The sequence below is a fragment of the Pseudomonas sp. LBUM1673 genome (genome assembly GCF_059695645.1).
The window spans coordinates 3,716,865-3,735,564 of record NZ_CP166780.1 but is presented as its reverse complement, the minus strand read 5'-3'; the positions used below and the strand labels follow the sequence as shown (position 1 = coordinate 3,735,564).

General features: G+C 60.5%; 16 protein-coding genes. All 16 read left to right on the top strand.

The window, feature by feature from the left end; genetic code table 11:
- Window positions 1–2: 2 nt before the first annotated feature.
- The 16 genes from ACA044_RS17115 to ACA044_RS17040 all read left to right on the top strand — a co-directional run bounded on the left by ACA044_RS17115 (window position 3) and on the right by ACA044_RS17040 (window position 18,358).
- Complete coding sequence (locus ACA044_RS17115; RefSeq protein WP_497442472.1) at window positions 3–1,367, top strand: DUF1329 domain-containing protein; 1,365 nt, start codon at window positions 3–5, stop codon at window positions 1,365–1,367.
- A gap of 70 nt (window positions 1,368–1,437) precedes the next feature.
- A complete protein-coding gene (locus tag ACA044_RS17110; protein WP_497442471.1) occupies window positions 1,438–2,541 on the top strand; it encodes a YCF48-related protein in 1,104 nt (367 codons plus the stop codon).
- A 4-nt stretch (window positions 2,542–2,545) separates the two neighbouring features.
- Complete coding sequence (locus ACA044_RS17105) at window positions 2,546–5,092, top strand: efflux RND transporter permease subunit (protein WP_497442470.1); 2,547 nt, start codon at window positions 2,546–2,548, stop codon at window positions 5,090–5,092.
- A gap of 126 nt (window positions 5,093–5,218) precedes the next feature.
- The gene (locus tag ACA044_RS17100) at window positions 5,219–6,421 is read left to right on the top strand and encodes an MFS transporter (protein WP_497442469.1); all 1,203 of its coding nucleotides are present in this window, start codon (window positions 5,219–5,221) and stop codon (window positions 6,419–6,421) included.
- A 49-nt stretch (window positions 6,422–6,470) separates the two neighbouring features.
- Window positions 6,471–7,511, top strand: coding sequence for a Rieske 2Fe-2S domain-containing protein (locus tag ACA044_RS17095; protein WP_497442468.1), 1,041 nt, complete (start codon window positions 6,471–6,473; stop codon window positions 7,509–7,511).
- Window positions 7,512–7,545: 34 nt separating this feature from the next.
- Window positions 7,546–8,589 carry a Rieske 2Fe-2S domain-containing protein gene (locus ACA044_RS17090; RefSeq protein ID WP_497442467.1) on the top strand — a complete coding sequence of 348 codons (1,044 nt, stop codon included), beginning with the start codon at window positions 7,546–7,548 and terminating at the stop codon, window positions 8,587–8,589.
- Entirely contained in the window at window positions 8,589–9,542 is a 954-nt protein-coding gene (locus tag ACA044_RS17085) for a PDR/VanB family oxidoreductase (protein ID WP_497442466.1), read from the top strand. The genes ACA044_RS17090 and ACA044_RS17085 overlap by 1 nt, the downstream gene beginning before the upstream one ends.
- A gap of 82 nt (window positions 9,543–9,624) precedes the next feature.
- Window positions 9,625–10,197, top strand: a complete 573-nt coding sequence (locus tag ACA044_RS17080) for a cupin domain-containing protein (protein ID WP_497442465.1) — start codon at window positions 9,625–9,627, stop codon at window positions 10,195–10,197.
- Window positions 10,194–11,186 carry a fumarylacetoacetate hydrolase family protein gene (locus ACA044_RS17075; protein WP_497442464.1) on the top strand — a complete coding sequence of 331 codons (993 nt, stop codon included), beginning with the start codon at window positions 10,194–10,196 and terminating at the stop codon, window positions 11,184–11,186. The genes ACA044_RS17080 and ACA044_RS17075 overlap by 4 nt, the downstream gene beginning before the upstream one ends.
- Window positions 11,177–12,178 (top strand): NAD-dependent epimerase/dehydratase family protein, encoded by a 1,002-nt coding sequence (locus ACA044_RS17070; RefSeq protein WP_497442463.1) that lies wholly within the window; start codon window positions 11,177–11,179, stop codon window positions 12,176–12,178. Before ACA044_RS17075 ends, ACA044_RS17070 begins: the two co-directional genes overlap by 10 nt.
- A complete protein-coding gene (locus tag ACA044_RS17065) occupies window positions 12,165–12,950 on the top strand; it encodes a cyclase family protein (RefSeq protein WP_497442462.1) in 786 nt (261 codons plus the stop codon). Before ACA044_RS17070 ends, ACA044_RS17065 begins: the two co-directional genes overlap by 14 nt.
- Window positions 12,947–13,681: a FadR/GntR family transcriptional regulator gene (locus tag ACA044_RS17060; RefSeq protein WP_497442461.1), complete on the top strand. Its 735-nt coding sequence runs from the start codon at window positions 12,947–12,949 to the stop codon at window positions 13,679–13,681. Before ACA044_RS17065 ends, ACA044_RS17060 begins: the two co-directional genes overlap by 4 nt.
- 77 nt (window positions 13,682–13,758) lie before the next feature.
- A complete protein-coding gene (locus ACA044_RS17055; RefSeq protein ID WP_497442460.1) occupies window positions 13,759–14,718 on the top strand; it encodes a LysR family transcriptional regulator in 960 nt (319 codons plus the stop codon).
- A gap of 99 nt (window positions 14,719–14,817) precedes the next feature.
- The gene (locus tag ACA044_RS17050; protein ID WP_497442459.1) at window positions 14,818–15,828 is read left to right on the top strand and encodes an ornithine cyclodeaminase family protein; all 1,011 of its coding nucleotides are present in this window, start codon (window positions 14,818–14,820) and stop codon (window positions 15,826–15,828) included.
- Between the two features lie 27 nt (window positions 15,829–15,855).
- Window positions 15,856–16,872: a dihydrodipicolinate synthase family protein gene (locus ACA044_RS17045; RefSeq protein ID WP_497442458.1), complete on the top strand. Its 1,017-nt coding sequence runs from the start codon at window positions 15,856–15,858 to the stop codon at window positions 16,870–16,872.
- A 16-nt stretch (window positions 16,873–16,888) separates the two neighbouring features.
- Window positions 16,889–18,358 (top strand): NAD-dependent succinate-semialdehyde dehydrogenase, encoded by a 1,470-nt coding sequence (locus ACA044_RS17040; RefSeq protein WP_497442457.1) that lies wholly within the window; start codon window positions 16,889–16,891, stop codon window positions 18,356–18,358.
- Window positions 18,359–18,700: the final 342 nt, after the last annotated feature.

The following is an 18,700-nucleotide window of genomic DNA, read 5'->3' as shown; positions in this document are numbered from 1 at the left end:
GCATGACCATTCAGTTCACTCTAAAGGCCTTGTGCTTAACCCTGCTGGCTGCTGCCGCGCCGATGACCCTGGCCGCCAGCGCCGAACAAGCAGCTACGCTGGGCAAGACCCTGACACCCTTCGGTGCCGAGAAAGCAGGCAATGCCGACGGCAGCATACCGGCCTGGGACGGTGGCTACACCAAGGTCGATCCGGCCTACACACCGGGCGGCAAGCGCGGCGATCCGTTTGCCGCAGACAAACCATTATTCAGCATCACCGCGCAGAACCTGGCGAAATACGCCGACAAGCTCAGCGACGGAACCAAGGAGCTGTTCAAGCGCTTCCCGGACACCTATCGCATCGATGTCTATCCGACCCGGCGCACGGCTGCCGCGCCGCAGTGGGTCTATGACAACACGATCAAGAATGCGACCCGCGCCAAACTGGTCGACAGCAGTGCCGGTCTGATACCCGGAGGTGCCTATGGTGGTATTCCGTTCCCGATTCCACAGAACGGTACCGAAGCCATATGGAACCACTTGCTGAACTGGCGCGGTACCTCATTGGCGATGCATTTTCGCCACTACCTGATGACCGCGGACGGTAATCAGGTGATGACGAGCGACGGTCTGTTGTCCCAGGAAATGCCCTACTACTTCGAGGAAGGCTCGCCAGAAAACTACTCGGGTGATTATTGGCTGGTGCACTTCGTCAATCTCGGCCCGGCGATTCGTGCCGGCGAGCAGATCCTGGGGCGTGAGAACATCAACGGTGACAAATCCCAGGCCCATGTCTATTTGAGCGGCCAGCGCCGTGTGCGCACGCTGCCCAACGCTTGCTGCGATACGCCTACGCCGTCCACCGCCGGGGTCATGTCATTCGACGAATTGAGCGTGTGGGGGGGACGTACGGACCGGTTCGACTGGAAACTGGTGGGCAAGCAGGAGATGTATGTCCCCTACAACACCAACAAGGCGCAGACCGCTGGCCAGCCGCAAGACCTGTTAGGTAAGCACCATCTGAACCCTGATTACGTGCGCTGGGAGTTGCACCGCGTCTGGGTGGTCGAGTCGACATTGGCGGCGGGCAAGCGCCACCAGTTGCCTAAAGGCCGTTACTACCTCGACGAAGACACCTGGCAGGCCTTGCTTGGCGACCGTTGGGATGCCAGCGGTCAACTGGCCAAGACCCTGTGGTCTCTGCCTTCCGTGCTTCCCGACCTGCCAGGTCTGGTGCAACTGTCTGCCGGTTTTTATGACCTGACCTCGGGTGCGTGGTTTATCCAGAACCTCTACGCCGGAATGCCGGAACAGTATCGCGTGGTTGATCGCTACAAGGCCTCGGAGTTCTCGCCAGCGGCGATGGCCGGGCGCGGCGTGCGTTAAGTCTGAGCTGAGAGTGAAGGGCAGACCTGTCGGTCTGCCCTCGGGTGCGAGTGTTTTTCCGAGGTAGGTTATGAACAGAATCAGTCAGGCGGGCTCTTTGCTCTTGGCCCTGTATTTGCCCTTCGCCACGAGCGAGTGCCTGGCAGGGCCGACTGCCGTGGGCACGCCGCTGAGTACCCCGGCCATGCCGGTGCCGGCTGCGCAGAAGAGCGTATTGATCGATCTGGCGCGGGCCGGCACACGTCTGGTGGCCGTGGGCGAGCGCGGCCTGGTGCTGCTTTCCGACGACAATGGGCAAAGCTGGCGTCAGGCCTTGGTACCGGTTTCGGTCAGTCTGACGGCGGTGCAATTCGTCGATGCGCGCAATGGTTGGGCAGTCGGCCACGCCGGCGTGGTATTGGCCACTCGTGACGGTGGCGAGAACTGGACGCTGCAACTCGACGGCGTGCGCGCGGCACAGCTCGAACTGGGTGCCGCCAAGGCCGATCAGGCCACGGCTACCGACCCGGATGCCGCACTGGCACGTGTACAAAATGCCGAGCGTCTCGTCGCCGATGGCGCGGACAAGCCCTTTCTCGCGCTCCAATTCATCGATGCCCAACACGGGCTGATCGTCGGTGCTTATGGCCTGGCTCTGCGGACCACGGATGGCGGTGCCACTTGGCAGTCGCTGATGGGGCACATCGCCAACCCGAACGGGATGCACTTGTATGCCATCAGCCGCCAGGGTTCACGCTGGTTCCTGGCTGGCGAGCAAGGTTATCTGGCGCGTTCGGATGACGATGCGGTTTCGTTCAATCAGTTGGAAAGCCCCTATGAAGGGAGTTTCTTCACCTTGCAGAGCCGCGCCGATGGTGCCCTGCTGGTCGGCGGCCTGAAGGGCAATGCCTTTATTTCCAATGATGGAGGCGCAAGCTTCCAACACCTGTCAGTCCCCATGCCTGTTTCCTTCAACGATGCCACCCGCCTGGCTGACGGCCAGGTGCTGCTGGTCAACCAGGGCGGCACGCTGTTTCTCAACGGTGAGCGGACTGGGGCGGCGCTGCTGCCACTGGGCGAGCCCTTGGGCAAGCCTGTTTCGAGTCTGGTCGAGGCCGCCGATGGCAGCCTGATCGTTGCCGGTTTCACCGGGCTGCAGCGTATTGCGCAGCCGTCCACTGCCGCTTCGGAGTGAGGTTATGACGTCCCCTGGTAATTTCCCCCAGTCCCCTGCGAATGCGTTCGATGACTTTGATCCGCGTTCCGGCTCGGTGCTCGAGCGAGCACTGTTCAACCATCGCCTATGGGTGTTGCTGCTGTGCCTGGCGACCACGCTGGTGCTGGGTTGGCAGTCCAGTCGTGTCGAGCTCAATGCCAGTTTCGAAAAAATGATCCCCACCCATCATCCCTATATCGCCAACTACCTTGAGCACCAGAAGGAGTTGAGCGGGCTGGGTAACGCGGTGCGCATCGCCGTGGTCAACAAGCGGGGCGACATCTACGACAGCGCCTACCTCAAGACCCTGCAGGCGTTGAGCGACAAAATCTTTCTGCTGCCCGGAGTCGACCGCGCCTACATGAAATCGTTGTGGACCCCGGCCACGCGCTGGGTGGCGGTGACCGAAGCGGGCCTGGACGGCGGGCCGGTCATTCCCGACAACTACGATGGCGGCACCGCCAGCCTCGCGGCATTGCGACGCAACGTGCAACTGTCCAACGAAATCGGCCAACTGGTGGCTTTCGACCAGGCCTCGAGCATCATCCACGTACCGTTGCTGCAGCGCACCCCCGACGGTCAGCCGTTGAACTACACCAAACTTTCGGAGCAACTGGAGTCGCTGCGCAGTCAATACCAGAGCGACAGCATCGACATTCGCATCACCGGATTCGCCAAGAAAGTCGGTGACCTGATCGCCGGCCTGCAGCAGATCCTGATCTTCTTTGCCGTGGCCATCCTGATCACCGCAGTCGTGCTCTATTGGTACACCCGCTGCATACGCAGCACTTCGCTGGTGGTGTTCTGCTCGCTGGTGGCGGTGGTCTGGCAGCTCGGCCTGCTGCCGCTGCTGGGCTATCAACTGGATCCCTATTCGGTGCTGGTGCCGTTTCTGGTGTTTGCCATTGGCATGAGCCATGGCGCACAGAAGATGAACGGCATCATGCAGGACATCGGTCGTGGCATGCACCGTGTGGTCGCCGCGCGCTTCACCTTCCGCCGCCTGTTTCTCGCCGGTCTCACCGCGCTGCTCTGCGACGCGGTCGGCTTTGCGGTGCTGATGATCATCAAGATCCAGGTGATCCAGGACCTGGCGATGATTGCCAGTATCGGCGTGGCCGTGCTGATCTTCACCAATTTAATCCTGTTGCCGGTACTGCTCTCCTATGTTGGCGTCAGCCGCCGCGCCGCGCGACTGAGTCTGAAAAGCGAGCACGCTGAACAAGCCGGCCAGCATCGCCACGGGTTCTGGCGCTTCCTCGACCTGTTCACCCAGCGTCGCTGGGCGGCGTTGTGCATTGCCCTGAGCCTGGCACTGGCGACGCTCGGCTTCGTGGTCAGCCTGCAATTGAAAGTCGGTGATCTGGATGCGGGCGCGCCTGAGCTGCGGGCCGACTCGCGCTACAACCAGGATGATGCGTTTCTTACCCATCACTACGGTGCCAGTAGCGATCTGTTCGCGGTCATGATCAAGACGCCAGCCGGCGCCTGTTCGCGTTATGACATCCTGAGCAAGGTCGATGCGCTCGACTGGCAATTGCGCACCTTGCCAGGTGTTGATTCGACCAATTCGCTGGCGCTGCTTAACCGTCGGATGCTGGTCGGCCTCAGCGAAGGCAGCCCGAAGTGGTACGAGCTGCAGAACAACCAGGCGATGCTCAACATGGTCACCGCTGGGGCGCCGCGCGGGCTGTACAACGAAGACTGCAGCCTGTTGACACTGTACGTCTACCTCTCCGACCACAAGGCGCAAACCCTGACCCGCCTGGTGGATCACGTCGAACAGTTCGCTGCGGCAAACAATACCGACGAGGTCCAGTTCCTGCTTGCCGCTGGCAATGCCGGGATCGAGGCGGCGACCAATATTGTCGTCAAACAGGCCAATCGCGAAATGCTGTTCTGGGTCTACGGTGCAGTGATCCTGCTCTGCCTGATCACCTTCCGTTCCTGGCGCGCCACCATTTGTGCGGTGATTCCGCTGATGCTCACATCGATCCTCTGCGAGGCGCTGATGGTCTGGCTGAACATCGGCGTCAAGGTCGCGACCCTGCCGGTGATAGCCCTCGGCGTGGGCATCGGCGTCGACTATGCACTGTATGTGATGAGCATCCTGCTCGGCCATATGCGCCAGGGCACAAGCCTGTCGCAGGCGTATTACCGGGCACTGCTGTCCACCGGCAAGGTGGTGATGCTGACCGGTGTGACCCTGGCGATCGGCGTGGCCACCTGGATGTTTTCGCCGATCAAGTTCCAGGCTGACATGGGCGTGCTGCTGGCCTTCATGTTCGTCTGGAACATGGTCGGTGCGCTGGTTCTGTTGCCGGCCCTGGCTCACTTCCTGTTGCCGAGCAAACGTGTGAGCACGGGGCAGGCTGAGCACAAACCCTGGGATGAGACCAACTGCCTGATGAATGTGCCGCTGGTGCCCGCCACAGCCGAGGAGGGGGCCAGGGTGCAGCACTCATCGTGCAAGAAGACTTCCGGCCACGGCCAGACAATACCAGCGGCGGCTAATCCGGTCGCGCCATAACAACAAGAAAGGACTTTGCCATGCCTCGTATGTATCTGTTCCAGCAGCCTCTCTGGCTTGACCTTATCGCCGGCCTGAGCGCCTTCGGCATGGCGTTTTGCGCGGCCCAACCATCGGAGGTGCACGATGAGCGTTGAACGCCAGGCAGGCTTGCCACAGTCGTTGTTACTGTTGCTCGGCAGTTGCCTGCCGGTGCTCGGTGCGGTGTTGCTGGCACCCATACTGCCGCGTATGCAGGAGCACTTCGCCGGTACACCGGGTGTGGCCGTGCTGGTGCCCATTGCCCTGACGCTACCGGCGTTGATGATTGCCCTGTTGGCACCCTTCGCCGGGATCATCGCCGACCGGCTCGGGCGCAAGCCGTTGCTGATCGGCGCGATGTTTCTCTACACCGTCTGTGGTGTGCTGCCGCTATGGCTGGAGTCGCTGCAGGTCATCGTTATCAGCCGCGCCGGCATCGGCGTGGCCGAGGCGGCGATCATGACCTGTTGCACCACGATGATGGGCGACTACTACAGCGGCGCGCGGCGTGAACGCATGTTCGCCCTGCAGATGGTTGCGACCTCGTTGTCGGCGGCGATTTTCATTGCCGTCGGTGGCGTGCTCGGCGAGCACGGCTGGCGCACCCCGTTTGCCCTGTATGGGCTAGGGCTGGTGTTTCTGCCGCTGATGGTCTGGTTGCTGTGGGAGCCACGCGCGCATGTCGTCACTGCGACAACGGCAGTGAGGAGGGCATTCCCCTGGCGCCCCCTGGCACCGTTGTATGCCCTGTCATTCCTGGCTGGCTTGAGCCTGTTTATCGTGCCGGTACAAGTCGGTTACCTGCTTAATCTGCTGCATGTCGAAGGGTCGCAGCAGATCGGCATGACCATGGGCGCCAGTCAGTTCGGCGTGCTGGTCGGCGCCCTGAGTTTCCGTCTGTTCAGGGGTGTAGCGGCGTACCGACAGGTGCTCCTGGCCTTCGTCGCGGCCGGTATCGGTGGCGGGCTGATGGCGGTGGCCGACAGCCATGGGCTGGTGGTGATCGCCGTGCTGATCAACGGCCTGGGCATCGGCTTGATGATGCCGACTCTGCTCACCTGGATCATGGCCCAGATCGACTTCCAGCAGCGCGGCCGCGCTGCCGGCGGCTTCACGGCAATGTTCTTTGCCGGTGAGTTCGTCAGCCCGCTGGTGGTGCTGGCTATCACCGGTGGGGTGAGCAGCGCTTTGCCAACCGCCCTGGGGATCGTTGCGGGCTTTCAAATATTGGTGGCCTTGGCATGCAGTCGGTTGCGTGGCCGCGGGGCAGCTTTTCCCGCCTCTGTCGCCGTGGACCCTGATAGCTGATCTGGCCCATTCGACGTTTTATCAAAATAAGAAAAACGAGGAGAACATCATGAGTTATTTGCTCAACACCTGGTACATCGCTGGGTGGGCAGACGAGCTGGCGCAAGGGGGGATGCTGGGCAGAACCATTGTCGAGCGCCCCATTGTGTTCTTTCGCGACAGCCAGGGCACTATCCAGGCTCTGGCTGATCGCTGCCCTCACCGTTTTGCCCCGCTGCATATGGGCAAGATTGTCGGCGACAGCGTTCAGTGCCCGTACCACGGCTTGCGTTTCGATGGCAGTGGCCAATGTACGCACAATCCCCATGGCGATGGGAATATCCCCAAGGCCGCCTGTGTTCGCTCGTTCCCCGCCGTTGAGCGCCATGGGGCGATCTGGGTCTGGCCTGGCGACCCGACCCTGGCCAGCGATGCGCTGATCCCTGACTTTTCCTTTTTTGAGCAGGCGCTACCCCATGCCAAGGGGCATGGGTATTTGCCAACCCACGCGCACTACGAGCTGCTGTCCGACAACATCATGGACCTGAGCCACGTTGATTTCCTGCACCCCGATACGCTGGGTGGCGGAGCGTTGTCAGGCACGCGCGCCAACATCGAGGAACTGCCCAACGATCGCGTGCGCATCAGTTGGTGGGCGCCTGATGACGTCCCTCCGCCTGCTTTTGGCGCTCATCTTGAAGATCCGACTCGAGCAGACGTGTGGGCCGAGGTCATCTGGCAAGCACCTGGCCTGATGCTGCTGGGCAGCGGCGCCACTGCGCCAGGACGCCCGAGGGAGGAGGGGCCCGTGACATGGAACCTGCATCTGATGACCCCGCAGGACGCGGCGAATACCCATTATTTCTTCGCCAATACGCGCAGTTTCGAGCAGCACAATGAGCAGTTGAATGCCTTCGTCCAGAACATGTTGATCGGCATTTTCGCCGGTGAAGATAAACCCATGGTTGAGGCTCAACAGCGTCAGATTGGCGAGGTTGAACTGCTTGGCCTTAACCCTGTGCTGCTTCCCGTCGATGCCGGTGCCGTGCGCTGCCGACGGGTTCTGCGCCGATTGATCGAGTCCGAGCGGGCGGCCGTTGAACCCAACTAATCAGCGGATTGTTGTTCAGAAAAGAGGAATTGCGATGAGTTTTCTACGCAACGTTTGGTATGCGGCCGCATGGGGAAGCGAGGTCAAGGCGGGAGAGTTGTTTCAACGACTCCTGCTCAACGAGCCCATTGTGTTTTTCCGCGATACCCAAGGCACTGTTCAGGCCATTGCTGATCGATGCCCCCACCGCTTCGCTCCTCTTGGCATGGGGGTGCTCAAGGGGGATGTCGTGCGGTGCCCGTACCACGGTTTGGAATTTGATGGCAGTGGCAGCTGTGTGCACAACCCTCACGGCGATGGTGCTATTCCCCGGGCGGCCAAAGTCAAGGCCTACCCCCTGGTTGAACGCTATAGCCTGTTGTGGATCTGGATGGGCGATACAAGTTTGGCCGATGCGACGCTGATCCCGGATTTCAGTTGCATGGACAGTGACCATTGGTACGTTGGCAAACGTTATCTGCACGTCAAGGCCAACTACGTGCTGGAAACCGACAACATCATGGATCTAAGCCATATCGAGTTCCTGCATCCCGGTACATTGGGTGGCGATGGCGTCAAGAGTGCGCTGATCAGCGTCCAGGAGGAGGGCAATACCGTTTGGTCCAACCGGCAGACGGTTGCTGAAATTCTGCCGGAGTTTCTCTACAACGCCTGGAGCATTCCGCTGAACACCCCGGTGGATCGTTGGATCGATGTGCGCTGGGATCCCCCGGCGAATATGTTGCTGTTTTCCGGCGCGGTGGCGACAGGCCGTCCCAGGACGGAGGGCGTTTCCACACCGATTCCGCACCTGTTCACCCCGGAGACCGAAACCACGACGCACTACTGGTTCTCCATCTGTTTTCCCAAAGCGATGGGCGAGTTCGCCGAGAAACTGGCTGATGAGCAGGGGGCCGCGCTTAATCAGCCGTTTAACGACGAAGACCTGCCGATGCTTGAGGCTCAACAGCAGATGATTGGCGATGCGCAGTTCTGGGACCTCAAGCCGGTGTTATTGGTCGGTGACGCCGGAGCCATTCGGGCTCGCCGTGTGCTTGACCGGTTGATCGCTGCCGACCAATCAGCGGGTACCCAGTGATGATCGATGTAGTCGTTACCCGCAAGCGTCGCGAAGCCGAAGGCATCTACAGCTTCGAACTGGCTGCGATTGACCATCGCCCACTGCCTGCTTTCAGTGCCGGCTCGCACATCGACGTGCATCTGCCCAATGGCTTGGTGCGCCAGTACTCGCTGTGCAATCACCCAGAAGAGAACCACCGCTATTTGCTGGGTGTTCTGCTCGATCCCGCGTCTCGTGGCGGTTCCAAGGCCATGCACGAACAGGTGCAGGAAGGTAGCCGGCTGCGTATCAGCGAGCCTCGCAACCTGTTCCCGCTGCAGCATGCAGCGGGGGCCAGCGTGCTGTTCGCCGGCGGTATCGGTATCACGCCGATCCTTTGCATGGCCGAGCGCCTGGCCCAGATCGGCGCTGCTTTCGAGCTCCACTACTGCGCCCGCTCGACTGAGCGAATGGCCTTTATCGAGTACATCCGCCATTCGCCATTCGCCGACCGTGTGCATGTCCATGTGGACGACGGCGAGGAGTCCCAGCGTCTCGACGCCGCTCGAGTTTTATCCATGCCGGCCGACGGCCGTCACCTGTATGTCTGTGGCCCTAACGGCTTCATGGAACACGTGCTCGGTACGGCGCGCGAGCATGGCTGGGCCGAGGCGCAATTGCACCGTGAGTACTTTTCTGGCGCAGCGGTCCCGGCCAGTGAGGCGGGCGGTTTTGAGGTGCAGTTGGCCAGCTCGGGGCGGTGTCTCCAGGTGCCTGCCGATCGCAGTGTGGCGCAGGTGCTGCTGGAAGCCGGCATCGACATACCTTTGTCTTGCGAGCAGGGCATCTGTGGCACCTGTATGACTCGCGTACTGGAAGGCGAGCCGGACCATCGCGACATGTTCTTGACCGATGCCGAGCGAGCCCGCAACGACCAGTTCACGCCTTGCTGCTCCCGTGCCAGGAGCGCACGACTGGTTCTCGATCTTTAAGGTTTTTTCATGAATTCATCTCTACCCGCTGCCGCGCCAATCTTTCGCCAAGCCCGTTCGCAAACTGATTGAGGAGTCGAACATGCAACAACTTCCTGGTTTCAAACGAGTGGTCACCGGGCACGATGCCCAGGGCCGGGCGGTGGTCGCGCTCAGCGGACCGACGCCCAATAGCTTCCCGCTCAAGGCAGTACCCGGCACGGTCTTCCATGAGATCTGGAACAGTGGCGCCAGCCCGGCCGTGCTGGATAACGGCGGCGACCCCACCAGCAAGCCGCTTCAATTGAGTCCTGCACCGTTGGGCAGTGTCATCCGCGTGGTGGATATTCCGCCTGACAGTGTGCAGAACCAGGTCAGTGCCGAGGATGCCGCGGCGGCCTTCGCCGAAATTGGCCAGGCCCATGCCGGTACGGGGCAGGCTGATTCCAAACACAAGCTGATGCATCGCACCGAAACGCTCGATTACGGCGTGGTCACGGAGGGCGAGGTCTGGCTGGTGCTGGATGGCGAGGAGGTGCATCTCAAACGCGGTGACATCGTCGTGCAGCGAGGTACCAATCACGCCTGGAGTAATCGCACCGAGCAGATGGCACGCATGCTGTTCGTCCTGCTCGATGGCCGCTTCGCCCCCGAATTGCAAGGAGAACAACCATGAAGCTGAGTACCCTCAAGAATCACAGCCGCGACGGTCGTCTGCTGGTGGTATCGCGCAACCTGGCCTGGGCGGTGGATGCCAGCGATATTGCCGCGACGCTGCAGGATGCCATCGATCATTGGTCCAGCGTCGAGACCGCTTTGCGCGCGCGGTATGACGCCTTGAATGAAGGATCGCAGGCCGGTGCCTTTGCTTTCGATCCGCAGCAGGCCGCTGCACCGTTGCCGCGAGCCTGGCAGTGGTTGGATGCGTCGTCTTTCCTCAGTCATGGGGAGCGGATGCAGAAGGCTTTTGCGCTTGATCCAATCGAAGGCGTTGAACACACCCCGCTGATGTATCAGGGCTGCGGAGATGATTTCCTGGGACCCCACGACGACATCGTTCTACCGAGTGAAGCGCATGGCATCGACTTCGAAGGTGAGTACGCGGTGTTGGTCGATGACGTGCCCATGGGCTGCTCGGCAGAAGAGGCCGCAAGCCATATTCGACTCATTCTGCAAGTCAACGATGTCAGCCTGCGAGCGCTCGGGCCACGTGAAATGAAGACAGGCTTTGGTTTTATCCAAGCCAAATCCTCATCAAGTTTTGCGCCGGTGGCGATTACCCCTGACGAGCTGGGCGAAGCCTGGCGTGATGGGCGTGTGCATCTGCCGCTGCGGGTGGATTGGAACGGTCAGTGGTTTGGTCATGCCCATGGCGGCGCCATGCATTTTGGCTTTCATCAGTTGATTGCTCACGCGGCGCTGACCAGGCGCCTCAGGGCGGGCTGCCTGATAGGTTCCGGCACCGTTTCCAATGCCGACCCCAGCGTTGGCGCTGCCTGCATCGCCGAACGTCGTGCCGTTGAGATGATTGAGCAAGGTGCGCCACAGACGCCCTTCATGCGCTTCGGTGATCGCGTGCGCATGGAAGTCTTCGATCTGCAAGGGCAGTCGGTATTCGGGGCGATAGACCAGCGTGTCGTGCGCGGAGGCCTCCCATGCGCGTGATGATTACCGGGGCCAACGGTTTTGTCGGCCGGGCGCTGGTGAAACGATTGCTCGAAACCAATGAATTACAAGGCCGGTCGATCAGCGCACTGATACTGCTGGATAAAGAGTTGGTAGGGTTTGCTGAAGATAAGCGCCTGCGCCGGCATTGCGGCAGTGTTACCGACGCCGCATTGTTGCGTCGTGCGCTGGCCGATGGCATTGATGTGGTTTTTCACTTGGTAAGCATCCCTGGTGGGGCCGCCGAGCAGCACTATTCACTGGGCTACCAGGTCAACCTGCTGGCGAGCCTGGAGTTGCTTGACCAGTTGCGTGAACAGCCTGGCGCACCGGTGCTGGTGTATGCCAGCAGCGTGGCGGTGTACGGTGGCGACCTGTCGGCGCGAATCGATGAGCGTGCCGTGCCGCGCCCGCAGTTGAGTTACGGTGCGCACAAGGTGATGGTGGAAATGGCGCTCAACGACCTTGCCCGACGAGGCGAGGTGGACGGTCGTGCCGTGCGCCTGCCCGGCATCGTCGCGCGTCCACGTGAACCCAATGGACTGCGTTCGGCTTTCATGAGCGATCTGCTGCACGCCTTCGCCGAAGGCCAGCCGTATTGTTGTCCGGTTTCGCCGCAGGCGCAGGCATGGTGGATGTCCGTGAGGTGTTGCGTGGATAACCTGTTACGGGCCGCCGAACTACAGGCCGCCGAGCTCGGCGAGTCACGCGTCTGGCAATTACCGCTGTTGCACCTGTCGATTGCCCAAGTCATCGATGCCCTGGCCGCTGCCTACGGCCAGGAACGCCGCGCGTTGATCAGTTTCGCACCGGATGCTGGACTGGAAGCGTTGTTCGGCAATTTCCCTGCGATGAAAACCCCTCAATCCCGTGCCCTTGGCTTTCGCCATGACGGCTCTGCCGGCGCCTTGATACGTAATAGTTTGAATTCTGCTGCCCCGACACGCCGTGCTCGGATGACTCCCGGAGTGACCGAAAATGCAATCAACTAAACGCCGTCTGGTGGACCTGTCCGTTACCCTGGACAACAACCCGTACACTGATCCACCGCCGTTGCTGCCGAAAATCGACTACATGGACCATCAACAAGGCTGGCCGGAGATGGCCGCGATGTTTCCCGGCCTGTCCAAGGAACAGCTGCCTGGCAATGAGTCCTGGGCCGCTGAACGCCTGCAGATCACTACTCACAGCGGTACGCATATGGATGCCCCCTGGCATTACGCCTCGACGACCGACGGCGGAAAGCCGGCTTTCGGCATCGACGAGCTGCCGTTGGACTGGTGCCTGCAACCCGGTGTGAAGCTGGATTTTCGTCATTTGCCGGATGGCCATGTGGTCAGCGCCGCCGAAGTGCAAGCTGAGCTGGAGCGCATCGATCACGTGCTACGGCCGCTGGATATCGTTCTGGTCAATACCCGCGCCGGTGCGCTGTTTGGCCAGCCGGGCTATCTGGATGCCGGGGTTGGCATCGGCCGCGAAGCCACGTTGTTTCTGCTGGAGCACGGCGTGCGCGTGGTCGGTACCGATGCCTGGAGCTGGGATGCGCCATTCAAGTACACACGCGAACGCTTCGCGGCCACTGGCGACGCCTCGATCATCTGGGAAGGACACAAGGCCGGACGCGACATCGGCTACGGTCAGATGGAGAAACTGGCCAATCTGGAATGCTTGCCGGCCCATGGTTTCCAGGTGTCCTGTTTCCCCTACAAGATCAGGCACGCCTCGGCCGGTTTCGTCCGCGCCGTGGCGATTTTCGAGGAATGAGCGTGCCTGCGGACGGTGGGAAAAAACGCGCTAGCCTCTCTCAGGGGCTTGAGGCCCTGCTGTCAACGCACATTCTTGAGGGGCGGCTGCGTGGCGGTGAAAAGTTGCCCACCGAGACGGCCCTCATGCTTGAGCATGGGGTCAGCAGAACGGTAGTGCGCGAGGCAATGTCTCGTCTACAGGCCGCTGGAATGGTTGAGACACGCCATGGTATCGGGACTTTTGTGCGGGGTAGCACTCTATCGCTGGAGGCATTCATCGACCCGGCTACGATCGGCATCATCATTGATTCGCTGGCTATCATGGAGTTTCGGATCGGTCTTGAGGTAGAAGCAGCCGGGCTCGCCGCTCAACGACGTACCCCAGATCATTTGAGTGAGTTGCGGGCGCTTCTCGATCAACTTGGACAGCGTGCAGTCAGCGCCAATGACAGAGCAGCGTTGGATTTTCAGTTCCATTTGAGCATTGCGCAGGCGACAGGAAATCACTACATCGCCGACACACTTCGTAACCTCGGCGTTGTCATCATTCCGCGCAGCCGACTGGATTCTGCTCGTCTTTTTCACGATGAGCCTTTGCGCTACGAACAGCGCATGCAAAGCGAGCACGAACAGATTTATGAGGCAATCTTTAACCAGGACCCTGAATACGCGCGCGCTGCCATGCGCTTGCATCTTCATGATAGCCGCGAGCACCTGCATCAGGTGCACGCAGAGCTGGAGGGGGGGTAGGGGACTTTTTTGATGTTTTATCCAGGTATGGGTGTGATTGACGTCTGGATCTGGAGACGAACCGGGGAGCGGGTGACATGCACAACAATAAGAACCTTCAGGATGCCCATGTGCTTGACCCCACAGCGCAGCCTGCGGCCACTGCTTTGACGATTGTCGATCCTCGATGGACATTGTTTGTACGGGTCGCGGCGGCTGGAAGTCTGAGTAAAGCGGCTGTTTTACTGGATATGCCTCAGTCCATGGTGAGTCGCAATATTGCTCTGCTCGAATTGCAATGTGGCGAGCGGCTGTTTCATCGTACCGGACGTGGGGTGGTCCTGACTGAGTTTGGGGAGCAGTTGCTGCCTTGTGTATCGAGTCTTCTCGCTGACGCTGAAGGCCTGGCCGATGACATTCGTAACCGGCGTGGAAAACCGGTGGGGGAGGTGGTCGTAGGGATGCTGCCTTCTGCGGTACGTCGGTTTGCCGGTACGCTTTTTGCGGTGGTGCAAGCACAGATGCCGGGCGTGAGATTGCACCTGATCGAGGGCGCGAGTGCTCAACTCGAAGAGCAGTTGCATGATGGTCGTCTCGATATGGCGCTGGTACTGCGCGAGAATGAAGCAAGCATCGGCGAGGCGTATTTACTGGCCAGGCTGCCGCTGCATTTGATAGGGCCCGCCAGCGATCCAGCCTTCGCTGATCGAGATATTGCATTAAAGCAATTATCCGGATTGCCACTGGTGGTACCGGGGCGTCCCCATCTGTTGAGAGCCAGGCTCGATCACCTGGCGATCGAGCATTCCATGGAGTTGTGTGTCGCCGTAGAAGCCGACTCCGTCCAGCTCCAGTACGAGGTCGTTGCGGCGGGCGGAGGCTATGCGATTGCCTCGGTGCTACCGGGCTCGCTGGATCAACGACTGATGTCATCGCGCATTGTCGAGCCCGTTCTTGAGCGCTTTGTCGTGCTTGTCGACTCTCCCCGCCGTCCTGTGACGCGTGCCTCCCGTGAAGTGCGACGGTTGATCTGTAATCTGGCCATGCCATCGATTTGAGCGATAGCTGCTTTCGACTCCGAGCAGTATCCGGCGTGGTGCGCGCCTCGTAGGGTGTCAGTCAATCAATGACTGATACCCGATTGCGAGGTTAGCGATATGCATGACTCCCAAGTGTCCCCAGTAAATGCCCCGACGCTTTTTCTCAGCGACGCCGATGTTGCCTCGCTCGTTGATTGGAGCGCAGCTGTTGCCGCGCTCGCTGAGGCTTATGCCTGCCCCACATCGGATGCCATGGTGCCACCTCGATCCATGGCACGGGGCGACGGTATCTGGCTGCGCAGTTTGACTGCGGTACCACCCGCTGGCGGCCATATGGGATGCAAATTGATCGCGGCCTCCATGCGGGCTCGCTGTGCCAGCTATCTGATCGCATTGTTCAATCAGCAAACCATGGCGCTCAGTGCTCTGATCGACGGCAATCGGGTAACGGGTTTGCGCACCGCTGCAACCGCCGCTCTGGCGGTCGATTTGCTGGCGCCTCAACGAGCGCTGCGGGTGGGCGTGATTGGTGCCGGGTTTGAAGCGCGTGGCGCGCTTGACTGCCTTAAGTCCGTGCGGGATGTGGCCCATGTAAGGGTGTTCAGTCCAACACCCGCGAGCCGTGAGCGGTTTGCCGACAGCTTCAGGCCTGGGCTGGATATCCAAGCGGTGAACACTGCGCAAGAGGCCGTGCAGGACTGCGATGTAGTGATTTGTGCCGCACGCAGCCGTGACGAGTCTCCCGTATTACAAGGGGCGTGGCTTTGTGCGGGCGTTACGGTCGTGTCATTGGGTTCCACCTTGCCTGAGCAACGGGAGGTTGACCCGGTCACGATGGATCGAGCCGTCTGCATCGTCGCGGATATGCCGCAAGAGGTGCTTCACGATACTGGCGACGCGATTGCGGCGATCAATGCCGGCATCAATGTCGCCGAAAAACTGGTACCGCTGGCGGATCTGGTCGCGGGGCGGGTCAACCCGCGTCGCAACGCAAGCGACATCGTTCTCTACAAGTCGGTGGGCTCGGCGCTGCAGGACGTCGTCATTGCACAAGCGCTGTACGAGCGCGCCAGGCAACAAGGCCTTGGCATCGAGCTGCCTGCCAGCATTGTCCCTGTCTCGAAATAAACCCTCCACTGTTCGAAGGAAATCATCATGGCAACTTACAAGAAAGCTGATGCCCGTGCCTGGGCGCGTGAAAACCTGGTGGGCTGCTCGGCTGTCACCATTCCAAGCTTCAGTGCTGATCTCAGGCGTCTCAATGAACGTGGCATACGCCACGACATCGAGCATACGGTTGGACTGGGCTACAGCAGCACATTGCTGTGCAGCGAGCTGGCGATCTCTGCCCAGGAAAACGCTCAATTCACCGCCTGGGCCCGTGAGTCGGGGAAAAACCTGATCCTGTTCTTCCACGCGGCGTTTGGCACGCTTGCGGAGAACATCGAGGCGGTAAAGCTTGCCGAGAACGCCGGTGCCGACATCGTCCTGCTCTCTTATCCACCGCAGTTCTGGCCGACCAGCGAGCAGGAAATCTACGACTACACCAAGTCATTCTGCGACGCGACGGACCTTGCAGTCATGCTGTTCCCGATTCCGCTATGGGGCTTTGAACGCGTGCATCCGGCGGGTATGTCGCTGGAGTTGGTCCGTCGTCTGCTGGCCGATTGTCCGAATATCGCGGCCATCAAGTCGGAGCAAGGGTTTCCGCTGCCGGCGGGCATTTGCGAGATGTACTACCACTTCCGTGATCAGGTCGTGATCAGTTGCCCGATCGAAGGTGATGCCATTCCGTTGATGAGCCTGATGAAGCTGCAGTTTTCCGGCACCAGCAACACCGCCTGGATGAGCGACTACTACCCGAAAGCTTTCGAACTGGCACGCACGGGCCGGTTCGAGGAGGCGATGGAGTTGTATTGGAAGGTCAATCCGGCACGCAGCGCCAACGGCGCCGCCGCTCAAACCTATGCCGGCGGTACCGGGGTGCTCAATCGCACGATGTGGAAATACCAGGACTGGCTGGCCGGATTCAACGGCGGCCCACTGCGTGCCCCTGCGATGCGCGTGCCGGATCGCCTCATGAAATCTCTGCGTCAAGGGCTGGTTGCGGCGGGTCTGCCGGTGACTTCGGATCCGGATAGCGCCTTCATGATCGGGCGTCACCCTTGCTGATTACGAGGATTGCAAAGTGAAGCATTTACTAAAAGATCCTACGCTGTGGCGTACCGGAGCCTACATCGGTGGAGAGTGGCTGAACGAGACGCCGCACGGTCAGTACACGCTGCGCAATCCGGTGGATCAAGCGGTGCTCATCGAGCTGCCGCGGTGCCGGGTGTCCGAAGTGCGCCGGGCAATCGATGCGGCGCATGAGGCCTTTGGTCCATGGCGACGCTTGACGGCTAAACGCCGTGGCGAGGTGTTGCGCCGTTGGTATGAGTTGATGGTCGAACATCGTGAGGACATTGCCACGCTGATTACCCTGGAGGAGGGTAAGCCACTGGAGGAGGCACGTGGTGAAGTCGATTACGCTGCCTCCTTCGTCCGCTGGTTTTCGGAAGAGGCCACGCGGGTGCGCGGTGACATGATCCCCGGTGTGAAAGACACCCAGCGTATCGTCGCATTGCGCGAGCCCATTGGAGTTTGTGCCGCGATAACACCGTGGAACTTCCCGGCGGCCATGATCACCCGCAAGGCGGCTCCGGCACTCGCGGCGGGTTGCACGATGGTGGTGAAACCGGCAAGCCAGACACCCATGACGGCGCTCGCGCTCGCCGAACTTGCCCAGCGCGCCGGAATACCGGCCGGTGTCTTCAGCGTGATCACCGGTAATGACACCCGAGACATCGCGGGCGAACTCACGGCCAACCCGTTGGTGCGCAAGCTCACGTTTACCGGTTCCACTGAAGTTGGCCGGCTGCTGTTGGCGCAAGCGGCGCAGACCGTCAAGAAATGCTCGATGGAGTTGGGCGGCAATGCACCCTTCATTGTCTTTGACGATGCTGACCTTGATGCGGCCGCCGACGGGGTGATGTTGGCCAAGTTTCGCAACGGCGGCCAGTCATGTATCGGCGCGAATCGGGTGTTGGTGCAGTCTGGTGTTTATGACGCACTGGCCGAGCGCATTGTCGAGCGCGTGGCACGGCTTAAAGTAGGCAACGGTCTGGAGCCCGGTGTGCAGGTGGGGCCGTTGATAGACGAAGCCGCGGTGCAGAAATCCCAAGCGCTGGTCGATGATGCGTTGGCGCACGGTGCCCGACTGTTGGCCGGCGGTGCCCGTCATGCAATGGGGGGGGGCTTCTTCCAGCCCACGGTGCTTGCGGATGTGACACATACGATGAGGGTTGCGCAGGAGGAGATCTTCGGCCCGGTCATGCCACTGCTGCGTTTCGAGAGTGATGATGAGGCGATCACGATGGCCAACGACAGCGAGTATGGCCTTGCCGCCTATCTGTTCAGTCGTGATGCGGCGCGCATCTGGCGTAACGCTGCACGCATTGAATCAGGCATGGTCGGGATCAACTGCGGTTTGATATCGAATGAGGTCGCACCCTTCGGTGGCGTGAAACAGAGCGGTCTTGGGCGAGAAGGATCTCACCTTGGGATCGACGAATTCCTTGAGGTGAAATACCTCTGCTGGGATGGCCTGGAAAGCGTTTGAAAGCACGGACGCAGGCCGATGGATTGCGGTTTATATGAGCCGCATTTCGTCGGTCTCCTGCATTTATAGGCGCGAGGCCGCTTCTCGCGCAGGCTGACAAAGCCTGGTTCTGCCGCAAAGGCAGGCACCCCGAGCAATCGGACAGGCTTACCCTCCGACACCCATCACCTGCAGCGATACCTCGGATTGTGGAAAGCGATTTCAGCGCTGATATCCGATTCGATAGTCTCGTCGTTGATCCGGCATTGTCAGTCGGAATTTCATGAGTCTGCGGCATTGAGTCGATAGCGCTGCAGAGCTCGTCGGTGCGCAATGCAATGTCAGCCCGATTGAAATAAGAAT

Bases quoted from the DNA above. Each gene is read 5' to 3' on its own strand.
- ACA044_RS17090 (WP_497442467.1), top strand. From the start codon at position 7,546: ATGAGTTTTCTACGCAACGTTTGGTATGCGGCCGCATGGGGAAGCGAG.
- ACA044_RS17075 (WP_497442464.1), top strand. From the start codon at position 10,194: ATGAAGCTGAGTACCCTCAAGAATCACAGCCGCGACGGTCGTCTGCTG.
- ACA044_RS17050 (WP_497442459.1), top strand. From the start codon at position 14,818: ATGCATGACTCCCAAGTGTCCCCAGTAAATGCCCCGACGCTTTTTCTC.
- ACA044_RS17080 (WP_497442465.1), top strand. From the start codon at position 9,625: ATGCAACAACTTCCTGGTTTCAAACGAGTGGTCACCGGGCACGATGCC.
- ACA044_RS17100 (WP_497442469.1), top strand. From the start codon at position 5,219: ATGAGCGTTGAACGCCAGGCAGGCTTGCCACAGTCGTTGTTACTGTTG.
- ACA044_RS17045 (WP_497442458.1), top strand. From the start codon at position 15,856: ATGGCAACTTACAAGAAAGCTGATGCCCGTGCCTGGGCGCGTGAAAAC.
- ACA044_RS17105 (WP_497442470.1), top strand. From the start codon at position 2,546: ATGACGTCCCCTGGTAATTTCCCCCAGTCCCCTGCGAATGCGTTCGAT.
- ACA044_RS17115 (WP_497442472.1), top strand. From the start codon at position 3: ATGACCATTCAGTTCACTCTAAAGGCCTTGTGCTTAACCCTGCTGGCT.
- ACA044_RS17065 (WP_497442462.1), top strand. From the start codon at position 12,165: ATGCAATCAACTAAACGCCGTCTGGTGGACCTGTCCGTTACCCTGGAC.
- ACA044_RS17055 (WP_497442460.1), top strand. From the start codon at position 13,759: ATGCACAACAATAAGAACCTTCAGGATGCCCATGTGCTTGACCCCACA.
- ACA044_RS17110 (WP_497442471.1), top strand. From the start codon at position 1,438: ATGAACAGAATCAGTCAGGCGGGCTCTTTGCTCTTGGCCCTGTATTTG.
- ACA044_RS17095 (WP_497442468.1), top strand. From the start codon at position 6,471: ATGAGTTATTTGCTCAACACCTGGTACATCGCTGGGTGGGCAGACGAG.
- ACA044_RS17085 (WP_497442466.1), top strand. From the start codon at position 8,589: ATGATCGATGTAGTCGTTACCCGCAAGCGTCGCGAAGCCGAAGGCATC.
- ACA044_RS17060 (WP_497442461.1), top strand. From the start codon at position 12,947: ATGAGCGTGCCTGCGGACGGTGGGAAAAAACGCGCTAGCCTCTCTCAG.
- ACA044_RS17070 (WP_497442463.1), top strand. From the start codon at position 11,177: ATGCGCGTGATGATTACCGGGGCCAACGGTTTTGTCGGCCGGGCGCTG.